General features: G+C 71.3%; 9 protein-coding genes. 7 read left to right on the forward strand and 2 right to left on the reverse strand.

Going from position 1 to position 10570, the window contains the following annotated elements:
• From minC to FQY64_RS14030, 6 genes are all read left to right on the forward strand, one after another.
• Nucleotides 1-404 (forward strand): septum site-determining protein MinC (gene minC / locus FQY64_RS14005; RefSeq protein ID WP_146475263.1); only part of this gene is annotated, 404 nt, incomplete at its 5' end.
• A gap of 58 nt (nucleotides 405-462) precedes the next feature.
• On the forward strand, nucleotides 463-1272 hold the full coding sequence (minD, locus tag FQY64_RS14010; protein WP_146475265.1) for a septum site-determining protein MinD: 810 nt from the start codon (nucleotides 463-465) through the stop codon (nucleotides 1270-1272).
• A 4-nt stretch (nucleotides 1273-1276) separates the two neighbouring features.
• Complete coding sequence (gene minE, locus FQY64_RS14015) at nucleotides 1277-1528, forward strand: cell division topological specificity factor MinE (RefSeq protein WP_146475267.1); 252 nt, start codon at nucleotides 1277-1279, stop codon at nucleotides 1526-1528.
• 45 nt (nucleotides 1529-1573) lie between these two features.
• Nucleotides 1574-2047, forward strand: coding sequence for a hypothetical protein (locus FQY64_RS14020; protein ID WP_146475269.1), 474 nt, complete (start codon nucleotides 1574-1576; stop codon nucleotides 2045-2047).
• Nucleotides 2048-2051: 4 nt separating this feature from the next.
• The gene (locus FQY64_RS14025) at nucleotides 2052-2714 is read left to right on the forward strand and encodes a YrbL family protein (protein WP_186761031.1); all 663 of its coding nucleotides are present in this window, start codon (nucleotides 2052-2054) and stop codon (nucleotides 2712-2714) included.
• Nucleotides 2715-2854: 140 nt separating this feature from the next.
• Nucleotides 2855-4846 (forward strand): M2 family metallopeptidase, encoded by a 1992-nt coding sequence (locus tag FQY64_RS14030; RefSeq protein ID WP_146475273.1) that lies wholly within the window; start codon nucleotides 2855-2857, stop codon nucleotides 4844-4846.
• Nucleotides 4847-5014: 168 nt separating this feature from the next.
• Here FQY64_RS14030 and FQY64_RS14035 read toward each other — a convergent pair whose 3' ends face one another.
• Nucleotides 5015-7348, reverse strand: a complete 2334-nt coding sequence (locus tag FQY64_RS14035) for a Tex family protein (protein WP_146475275.1) — start codon at nucleotides 7346-7348, stop codon at nucleotides 5015-5017.
• A 225-nt stretch (nucleotides 7349-7573) separates the two neighbouring features.
• On the reverse strand, nucleotides 7574-8791 hold the full coding sequence (locus tag FQY64_RS14040) for a multidrug effflux MFS transporter (RefSeq protein WP_146475277.1): 1218 nt from the start codon (nucleotides 8789-8791) through the stop codon (nucleotides 7574-7576).
• Between the two features lie 232 nt (nucleotides 8792-9023).
• On the opposite strand from FQY64_RS14040, the gene FQY64_RS14045 reads away from it, so the two are divergent.
• Nucleotides 9024-10570, forward strand: a 1547-nt coding sequence (locus tag FQY64_RS14045) for a trypsin-like serine peptidase (protein WP_186761033.1), incomplete at its 3' end; no start/stop codon positions are given.

Raw genomic sequence — 10570 nt, forward strand, 5'->3', positions numbered from 1 at the left:
CGGCGCCCGCTGCGCCGGCGGCCGAACCGGCCCCCGCGCGCGCCGCGCCGCCGCCGGCGCGCGCCGCCGCGCAACCGGGGCTGGTGCAGGCCGCGCCGGTGCGTTCGGGCCAGCAGATCTACGCCGAGCAGCGCGATCTGACCGTGCTCGGCTCGGTCGGCGCCGGCGCCGAGGTGATCGCCGACGGCTCCATCCACATCTACGGTCCGCTGCGCGGACGCGCGCTCGCGGGCGCGCAGGGATTCGAGCAGGCGCGTATCTTCTGCCGGGAATTCCACGCCGAACTGGTGGCCATCGCCGGCCACTACAAGGTGCTGGAGGACATTCCCAGGGACGTGCGCGGCAAGCCGGCGCAGGTCTGGCTGGAGCACGGCCAGATCCGCATCGCCGCGCTCGACGGTTGAACCCCGCCGCCGCCCCCGCAGGCGCGGCGCACATCACAAGACATCGGGAGAGACGACATTGGCCGAAATCATCGTAGTCACCTCGGGCAAGGGCGGCGTCGGCAAGACCACCACCAGCGCCAGCCTGGCATGCGGACTGGCCCGTCGCGGCCACAGGGTGGCGGTGATCGACTTCGACGTCGGCCTGCGTAATCTCGACCTCATCATGGGCTGCGAGCGGCGCGTGGTGTACGACTTCGTCAACGTCGTCAACGGCGAAGCGTCGCTGAAGCAGGCGCTGATCAAGGACAAGCGCTTCGACAATCTGTACGTGCTCGCCGCCTCGCAGACGCGCGACAAGGACGCGCTGACGAAGGAGGGCGTGGAGCGCGTGCTGAACGACCTGGCCGCCGACGGCTTCGACTACATCGTCTGCGACTCGCCGGCCGGCATCGAGAAGGGCGCGTTCCTGGCGATGTACTTCGCCGACCAGGCGGTGGTGGTGGTCAACCCCGAGGTGTCCTCGGTGCGCGACTCCGACCGCATTCTCGGCCTGCTCGCTTCCAAGACGCGCAAGGCCGAGCGCGGCGAACGCGTCCGCGAGCACCTGCTGCTGACCCGCTACAGCCCGCGCCGGGTGGAGACCGGCGAGATGCTGAGCGTGGCCGACGTCGAGGAGATCCTCGGCCTGAAGACCATCGGCGTGATCCCGGAATCGCCCGACGTGCTGAACGCGTCCAACAAGGGCGAGCCGGTGATCCTGGAAACCGAATCCGACGCCGCCCAGGCCTACGACGACGCGGTCGCCCGCCTGCTCGGCGAGAACCGGCCGATGCGCTTCACCACCGTGGAGAAGAAGGGCTTCTTCAGCAAGCTCTTCGGAGGCTGACGCCATGGGCCTCTTCGATTTCCTGCTGGCCAAGAAGCAGACCGCCTCGGTCGCCAAGGAACGCCTGCGCATCATCGTCGCGCACGAGCGCGTGGGCCGGAACGGGCCGGACTACCTGCCGATGCTGCAGCGCGAGCTGCTCGAGGTGATCCGCAAGTACGTCAACGTCGATGCCGAGGCGGTCAAGGTGGACCTGATCGGCGACGGCGACAGCAAGGTGCTGGACATCTCGGTGACGCTGCCGGAACAGGGCTGAGCGGTCCCGCCCGCCCGGCTCCGGGCTCGCGCTTCGCAGGTTCCGATGCTGACGCTCGCCGACATCGACGCCGAAGCCGCGGCCGCGCTGCTGGCGCGCTACGGCCTGCGTCTGGAACGCGTGGCCGACGGCGCGCCGATTCCGGGCAGCTACTGGGGCGAGCCCGAGGCCGGCCTGGTCGGCAGCACCGTGTACGCGCGCGGCGACACCCCGCTGCATTCGCTGCTGCACGAGGCCGCGCATCTGATCGTGCTGCCGCCCGAGCGGCGCCAACGGGTGCACACCGACGCCACCGATTCGATCGAGGAGGAGGACGCGGTATGCGTCCTGCAGGCGCTGCTCGGCGATGCGCTGCCGGGCGTCGGCCGCGACCGCGTGCTCGCCGACATGGACGCCTGGGGCTACACGTTCCGGCTCGGCTCGGCGCGCGCGTATGTCGAGCACGACGCCGACGAGGCCTGGGCCTGGCTGCAGCGCCGCGGGCTGGTCGATGCGCAGCGCCGGTTGCGCGTACCCTGAGCGCATGGCCGCACCCGACCGCTGGCACGGCTTCGAGCTGATCGCGCCCGGCACGCACCGCATCTGCGTGCGCGATCCGGACGATGCGCACTATTGCCTGAAGTTCGAGCGGCCGCCGCACGAGCGTCCGCCCGCGGGGCCGCGCGAACGGCTGCGGCGACGGCTCGCGCAGCGTTTTCCGCGCTTCGGCGACAACGCCGCCGAATGGCGCGCGTGGCGCCGGCTGCATGCCCGCTTCGGCGATGCGATCGACGCGCGCTTCGCGCGCTGCACCGGGCTGGTGGCCACGCCGCACGGGCTGGCGCTGCGCCAACGGTGCGTGACCGATGCCGACGGCCGTCCCGCGCCGAGCCTGTTCGCGCTGCTGGCCGCGCCTTCGCCGTTCGACCCCGACCGCCTGTGCGAGGCGGTCGCGGCGTTCGAACGCTGGCTGATCGAGCACCGCGTGCCGCTGTTCGACCTCAATGCCGGCAACTTCGTGGTCGCAGGCGACGCCGCGGCGCCGCGGCTGGTGTGCATCGACAGCAAGTCGCTGGCGGCGGGCAAGGAGATCGTGCCGCTCTCGCGGCTCGTGCCGGCGCTCATGCGGCGCAAGATCGCCCGCCGCGCCGAGCGCCTGCGCCGCCGCATCCGCGAGGCCCGGGCGTCCGCCGCCCGCGCGCCGTAGCGTGCCTGGCCGGCGCGACCCGACCGCGCCGGCACGCAGGGCGTCGCGCCTGACTTTCCGGCCTTGCGCCCGCCCGGCGGCGGCCTCTAGCCTTGCCCTCCCCGGCGCTTTTCGCGCACGTCCGACCGGAGAACCGCTCCATGAAACCCGTCCGCGCCCTGCTGGCGCTGAGCATCGTCGCCGTCGTCGCGCTCGGCGGCTGCAAGAAGGAACCGACGCCCGCCGCCGACGGCACCGCGCAAGGCCCCGAGGGCGAAACCGCCGACCAGTTCATCGCCCGCGTCAACGCCGAGTACAAGGCGATGTACCCGGAGCTGAGCGCCGCGCAGTGGCTGTCGTCGACCTACATCAACGACGACAGCCAGCTGGTGTCGGCGAAGGCGAACGAGCGCTACCTCGCGCAGCTTCGCAGTTGGATCGAGCAGGCGCGCCGCTTCGAGGGCAAGCCGATGTCGCCGGAGACCGCGCGCGCGATCAAGCTGCTGAAGCTGGGCACCGCGCTGCCGCCGCCGAAGGATCCGAAGAAGCTCGCCGAGCTCACCCAACTGGCGACCAAGATGGAAGGCACGTACGGCGCGGGCCAGTACTGCACCGGCGACGGCGACGCCAGGAAGTGCCGGCAGCTCGGCGAGCTGGAAGACGTGCTGCGCGGCAGCCGCGACTACGACGAGCAACTCGATGCCTGGCAGGGCTGGCACACCATCTCGGTGCCGATGCGACAGGACTACCAGCGCTTCGTCGAGCTCGCCAACGAAGGCGCGCGCGACCTCGGCTTCGCCGACGCCGGCGAGATGTGGCGCTCCGGCTACGACATGTCGCCGGCGGAGATCGCCGCGGAAACCGACCGCCTGTGGGGCCAGGTCAAGCCGCTCTACGAGCAGCTCCACTGCTACGCGCGCACCCGGCTGGTGGCGAAGTACGGCCCGGACAAGGGCCAGGTGGCCGGCGGCATGCTGCCCGCGCATCTGATGGGCAACATGTGGCAGCAGGACTGGGGCAACCTGTGGGATCTGCTGGCGCCGTACCCGGAGGCCGGCGATCTGGACATCACCGCCGCGCTGGAAGCGCAGCACCGCAAGAACTACGTCGAAGCGCTGGGCCGCCAGCCCGCCGAGAAGATCGGCACGCCCGCCGAGATGGCGCAGGTCCAGCAGGACGCCGCGCTGGCCACCGCCCGCCAGATGACCGAACGCGCGCAGGACTTCTACGTCTCGCTCGGCATGCCCAAGCTGCCGGAGAGCTACTGGCAGAAGACCCAGTTCATCAAACCGCGCGACCGCGACGTGGTCTGCCACGCCAGCGCCTGGGACATGAACATGGCCGGCGACGTGCGCACCAAGATGTGCATCAAGCCGAACGAGGAAGACTTCACCACCATCTACCACGAGCTCGGCCACGTCTATTACTACCTGGCCTACAACCACCAGCCGCCGATCTTCCAGCAGGGCGCGCACGATGGCTTCCACGAGGCGATCGGCGACACCATCGTGCTGGCGATGACGCCCACCTACCTGCAGTCGATCGGCCTGGTGGGCGAGCAGCAGCAGAGCAACGAGGCGCTGATCAACGCGCAGATGCGGATGGCGCTGGCGAAGGTCGCGTTCATGCCGTTCGGCCTGATGATCGACCGCTGGCGCTGGGGCGTGTTCGACGGTTCGATCAAGCCCGACCAGTACAACAAGGCGTGGTGGGACCTGAAGGCGCGCTACCAGGGCGTGGCGCCGGCGACGGCGCGCGACGAGCGCTTCTTCGATCCGGGCGCGAAGTACCACGTGCCGGGCAACACGCCGTACACGCGCTACTTCCTCGCGCACGTGCTGCAGTTCCAGTTCTACAAGGCGCTCTGCGACCAGGCCGGCTACAAGGGCCCGCTGCACGAGTGCAGCTTCTACGGCAACAAGCAGGCCGGCGAGAAGTTCTGGGCGATGCTCGGCAAGGGCGCCAGCCAGCCGTGGCAGAAGACGCTCAAGGAGCTGACCGGCACCGAGCGGATGGACGCCTCGGCGGTGCTGGAGTACTTCGCGCCGCTGCAGACGTGGCTGAAGCAGCAGAACGAAGGCAAGACCTGCGGCTGGCAGGCCAACGCCGCGCCGGCGGGCGCGCCGACGCCGGCGGCGAAGAGCCGCGGCTGACGTCGACCGTGAAGCGGAACGGAAAGGCCGGCGCAAGCCGGCCTTTGCCGTTTCTGCCCCGTCGTCCGGCGGAGGTCGAGACCCATTGTTCGGGTCGCCAAGAAAGCAACATGGGGCCCCGGCCTTCGCCGGGGCGACGAGGGATCTCACTCACTGCGCGGCGCGTCGTCAACTTTCGCGCTTGGCCTTGGCGAAGGCCGCAGCGAGCGCATTGCCGACCGGCAACTCCGCGCGCGGCTTGGCCGCCGGCAATGGGCGTGCGCCGCCGCGGTCGCGCTCGGGCATTCGCGATGCGCCACGCGAACGCTCGCGCGCGGACTCCGCGGTGTCGTCGAGCCGGCGCGTGAGCGCGATGCGTTTGCGCGCGACGTCCACCTCCAGCACCTTCACCTTGACCACGTCGCCCGCTTTCACCACTTCGCGCGGGTCCTTCACGTAGCGGTCGGCGAGCGCGGAGATGTGGATCAGGCCGTCCTGATGCACGCCGATGTCGACGAACGCGCCGAACGCGGCGACGTTGGTGACCACGCCCTCCAGCACCATGCCGGGCTTGAGGTCCTTGATGTCCTCCACGCCGTCGGCGAAACGCGCGGTGACGAACTCGGGGCGCGGATCGCGGCCGGGCTTCTCCAGCTCCTTCAGGATGTCGCGCACGGTCGGCACGCCGAAGCGCTCGCAGGTGAAGTCCTCCGGCCGCAGCGTGCGCAGGAAGCGGCTGTCGCCGATCAGCTCGCGCACCGGGCGGCCGCAGGCCTTCACGATGCGCTCGACCACCGGGTAGGCCTCCGGATGCACCGCCGAGGCATCGAGCGGCTCATCGCCGTCGGCGATGCGCAGGAAGCCGGCGCACTGCTCGAACGTCTTCTCGCCCAGTCGCGGCACCTTCAGCAGCTCCTTGCGGGTGCGGAACGCGCCATGCGTGTCGCGGAACATCACGATGTTCTCCGCCACCGTGCTGCTGAGTCCCGCCACGCGCGCCAGCAGCGGCGCCGAGGCGGTGTTGACGTGCACGCCGACCGCGTTGACGCAGTCCTCCACCGTCGCATCCAGCCGGCGCGCGAGCTTGTACTGGTCGACGTCGTGCTGGTACTGGCCGACGCCGATGGATTTCGGCTCGATCTTGACCAGCTCGGCGAGCGGATCCTGCAGCCGGCGCGCGATCGACACCGCACCGCGCAGGCTGACGTCGAGGTTCGGGAACTCCCGCGCGGCGAGCTCCGATGCGGAATAGACGGACGCACCCGCCTCGCTCACTACCACCTTGGTCAGCTTCAGCTCCGGCCAGCGGCGGATCAGCTCGGCGGCGAGACGCTCGGTCTCGCGGCTGGCGGTGCCGTTGCCGATCGCCACCAGTTCCACCGCGTGCTTCGCGCACAGCGCACGCAACTGCTGCAGCGATTCCTCCCACTGCCGCTTCGGTTCGTGCGGATAGATCGTCGCGGTATCGACCAGCTTGCCTGTGCGGTCGACCACCGCGACCTTGACGCCGGTGCGCAGGCCGGGATCGAGCCCGAGCACCGCGCGCGGGCCGGCCGGCGCGGCAAGCAGCAGGTCCTTGAGGTTGTGGCCGAACACCGCGATCGCCTCGGCCTCGGCCTTCTCGCGCGCCTGCGCGAACAGGTCGAGCATCAGGTGCAGGTGCAGCTTGGCGCGCCAGGTCAGGCGCACCGCCTGCAGCAGCCAGGCGTCCGCGGGGCGGCCGCGGTCGGCGACGCCGACGTGCGCGGCGACGCGGCCTTCGGCCTGCCGGTGGCCGGCCTCGGCGTCGCCGCCGACTTCCAGATCCAGCGTCACGAACTCCTCGCGCCGCGCGCGGAACAGCGCCAGCAGCCGGTGCGAGGGAATCTTCGCCAGCGGTTCGGCATGGTCGAAGTAGTCGCGGTACTTGGCGCCCGCCTCTTCCTTGCCTTCGACCACGCGGGCGCGGATCACGCCGACCTCCTGCAGCCATTCGCGCAGGCTGCCCACCAGCGCCGGATCCTCGCCCCAGCGCTCCATCAGGATCGCGCGCGCGCCGTCGAGCGCGGCCCTGGCGTCGGCCACGCCCTTTTCGGCATCGACGAAAGCGGCGGCGAAGGTTTCCGGATCGCGCGTCGGATCGGCCAGCAGCCCGTCGGCCAGCGGTTCGAGCCCCGCCTCGCGTGCGATCTGCGCCTTGGTGCGGCGCTTGGGCTTGTACGGCAGGTAGAGGTCTTCCAGCCGCGACTTGGTGTCGGCCGCCTCGATGTCCGCGCGCAGTTCCGGGGTCAGCTTGCCCTGCTCGTCGATGCTGGCGAGGATCGCCGCGCGCCGCTCCTCCAGCTCGCGCAGGTAAGCCAGGCGCGTTTCCAGCGTGCGCAACTGGGTATCGTCCAGCCCGCCGGTCACTTCCTTGCGGTAGCGCGCGATGAACGGGACGGTCGCGCCCTCGTCGAGCAGCGCGACGGCCGCGCGCACCTGCGCGGGCGTGGCGCCGATGTCCTGGGCGATGACGGAAGCGATGCGCGCGGCGGTGTCCTGCATGAGCGGTACGGCGAAGCGAAGGAAGCGGCGATTGTGGCAAGCCGTACCCGGGCGCGGAACCCGTTGACACGCGGCGCCTCGCCTCGTGCCAAGGCGACTCCGTCAGCCACGGATCCGCACGGATGAACGCGGAGCAGGACCATTCCGTCGCGACAGCGCTGGAACACGCGACTCCAGCCCATGAACGCCGTTGATCCGCGTTCATCCGCGTGGATCCGTGCCCCTTCACAACCCGTCGCTGGGCTCCAGTCCCGCGGCCTCGCGCGTGCATTCCGGCGGCGTGCGCCGCGTCCGCAGTTCCCACTGCCACACCGCGATCGCGAGCGCGGTGAACGCCGCCGACCCGAGCGCCAGCCAGAGCGGGCGCTGGCTGAGCCAGGGCGACAGCACGCCGGCGATCAGCGCGTTGATCACCAGCCCGACGAACGCCTGCAGCGACGATGCCGAGCCGCGCTGACGCGGATACATGTCGAGCACCGCCAGCGTGATGATCGGAAACACCAGGGCGATGCCGAACGCGCTCAGGCACATCGGAATCACCGCCCACGGCACCTCCGGCCGCGCCGCCAGCGCCGAGTAGGCGATGTTGCCGACCGCGGCCGCCGCGCACACCGCGAAGCCGATTCCCGCCAGCCGCGCGCCGCTGATGCGGCCGGCCATGCGGCCGGAGACGAACGCGCCGGTCACCATGCCGCCGATGGTGGGCACGAAGAACCACGCGAACTGGCGTTCGTCGAGCCGGAGCATGTCCAGCACGAACGCCGGCGCCGAGGCGATGTAGAGGAACAGCGCGTTGAAGTTGAACGAGGCGGTCAGCGACAGCCGCTGGAAGCGCGGGTTGGTGAAGATGCCGAGGTAATCGCGCAGCAGCCGGCGCGGCGCCAGCGACAGCCGCGCCTCGCGCGGATGGGTTTCCGGCAGCGCGCGCCAGGTGATGAGCATCAGCGCCAGCGCGAACGCCACCAGGAACCAGAAGATCAGCGGCCAGCGCCCCCAGCCCAGCAGCCAGCCGCCGATCACCGGCGCGATCGCCGGCGCGATGCCGAACACCATCGATACCTGGCTCATCAGCCGCTGCGCGTCGTCGCCGTGGTACAGGTCGCGGATCACCGCGCGGCCGACGATCAGGCCGACCCCCGCCGACAGCCCCTGCAACGCTCGGAACGCGAGCAAGGCCGGCAGATCGCGCGCCAGCGCGCAGCCGGCCGAGGCCAGCGCGAACACCGAAAGTCCGGCCAGGATCACCCGCCGGCGCCCGATCGCGTCCGACACCGGCCCGTGCACGACGCTCATCAGCGCGTAGGCGATCAGATAGACGCTGATGGTCTGCTGCATCGCCACCTTGTCGGCGTCGAGCTGCGCGCCGATCTGCGGGAACGCCGGGAAGATGGTGTCGATCGAGAACGGGCCGAACATCGCCAGCCCGCCGAGCAGCAGGGCCATGCGAAAGCGCGGTATCGACGCGGTGGCGTTCATCGGAGTCGGCGCGGGAGGGCGGTGTAGCGTAGCCGTTCGTCGGCGCGCGGGCCGGCATGCGCGCGCAACGCGCCTTTCCTTCCGCCAGGGCGCGCTCGGCGTGCGCACCGCTCTGGCACAATCCGGTGCGTAGCCGCGCTGCGCCGGCCCGCGTGGCCAGCCCCGCTCCACCGCCCGCACGCCCGCCAGGGAGGGAACCATGCGTCGCCTTTCGCTTCTGCTCGCGCTTGCCGTCGTCTGCGGTTCCGCCGCCCCCGCGCTCGCGTCGGAGGCCCCGCGCGCCAGCGGCGAGTACAGCCGCACGCCGGCCCCGCGCGCCCTCGCCTGGCGCCAGCCGCTCCCCTCGGCGACCAAGGCCGCGCGTCTGACCTACCGCGAGATCGGACTCGAGCGGCTGCTGAAGTTCCAGCGCGCGCAGGCCGACCGTCGGGCGAAGGGCGTGGCCCTGATCGGCATGCCGCGCCGCGCCGCGCTCGAAGCCGACCGCGCGACACTGCCGCCGCTGCGCTGGACGGCGACCGGAGGCGGCGCCGCCGTCGCGCGCGTGGAGGTGCGCTCGCGCGATGCGCTGGCGCTGCGCGTCGGACTGGACGTGGCCGCGCTCGACGATCGCGTGGAAGTGCGCGTGGCCGGCTCCGATGCGCCCATGCGCGTCGTCGCCGCCTTCACCGGCGCGCAGATGAAGCGCCTGCGCGGGGACGACGGCCTGTTCTGGACTCCTGGCACCGACGGCGAGGCGCAACTGATCGAGCTCTACCGGCCCGCGGGCGTGCCCGCCGCCGGCGTGCGCGTGCAGGCGCCGGCGCTGTCGCACCTGTTCGCCAGCAGCCGCAACGGCTTCAAGCTGCTGGAGAAGATCGGCGAATCCGGGAGCTGCAACGTCGACACCGCGTGCCGGGTGGCCGAGCTCGGGCAGGCCTTCGTCGATGCCAAGAACGCCGTGGCGCACATGCAGTTCGTGGTCGGCGGCAGCACCTACATCTGCACCGGCACCCTGCTCGCCGACACCTCGCCTGCGACCCAGATCCCGTACTTCTACAGCGCCAACCACTGCTTCGCCGAAGGCGATGGCGCTCCGGTGCCGGCCCGGATGCAGGCGGTCGCCAACACGCTCAACACGTTCTGGCGCTACGAGGCCACCGCGTGCGGCAGCGGGGTGTCGCAGCCGCAGCGGCAGCTCGCCGGCGGCGCGGTCTATCTGTACTCCGACGAACGCACCGACGCGATGCTGCTGCGCCTCAACGACGCCGCGCCCGCCGGCGCCTACTTCGCCGCGTGGAATGCCGGGCCGTTGCCGGCATCGAGCGACGTGCTCGCCATCCACCATCCGCGCGGCGACGCGAAGAAGGTGTCCAGCGGCCGGCACGTGAGCAGCAACGCCGACCTGCACACCGTGGGCTGGCTGCAGGGCACCACCGAAGGCGGCAGCAGCGGCTCGGGCCTGTTCACGCTGGGCTCGGGCGGCTACGAGCTGCGCGGCGGGCTGTACGGCGGCTGGGCCTCGTGCGCCAACACGGGGTCGCTGTCGAACACGTCCAACCGCGACGAGTACTCGCGCTTCGACGTCGTGTTCCCGCGCATCAGCGCGCATCTGGCCGCCGAGCCGATCCCGATGAACGGCTCGCGGCCGCTGATCCCGCCGGACGTGCTGACCGGCGGCGCCGCGCCCACGGCCGCGCCTGCGGCGCCGTCGCGGCCGGCCGCGGCGCCGGTGCGCGCGCGCGGCGAAGCGTTGCGGCAGCGGCA

It is taken from the genome of Vulcaniibacterium thermophilum (genome assembly GCF_007923255.1).
Lineage (GTDB): Bacteria > Pseudomonadota > Gammaproteobacteria > Xanthomonadales > Xanthomonadaceae > Lysobacter_F > Lysobacter_F thermophilum.

Bases quoted from the DNA above. Each gene is read 5' to 3' on its own strand.
- FQY64_RS14020 (WP_146475269.1), top strand. From the start codon at position 1,574: ATGCTGACGCTCGCCGACATCGACGCCGAAGCCGCGGCCGCGCTGCTG.
- FQY64_RS14040 (WP_146475277.1), bottom strand. From the start codon at position 8,791: ATGGCCCTGCTGCTCGGCGGGCTGGCGATGTTCGGCCCGTTCTCGATC.
- FQY64_RS14025 (WP_186761031.1), top strand. From the start codon at position 2,052: ATGGCCGCACCCGACCGCTGGCACGGCTTCGAGCTGATCGCGCCCGGC.
- FQY64_RS14035 (WP_146475275.1), bottom strand. From the start codon at position 7,348: ATGCAGGACACCGCCGCGCGCATCGCTTCCGTCATCGCCCAGGACATC.
- FQY64_RS14030 (WP_146475273.1), top strand. From the start codon at position 2,855: ATGAAACCCGTCCGCGCCCTGCTGGCGCTGAGCATCGTCGCCGTCGTC.
- minE (WP_146475267.1), top strand. From the start codon at position 1,277: ATGGGCCTCTTCGATTTCCTGCTGGCCAAGAAGCAGACCGCCTCGGTC.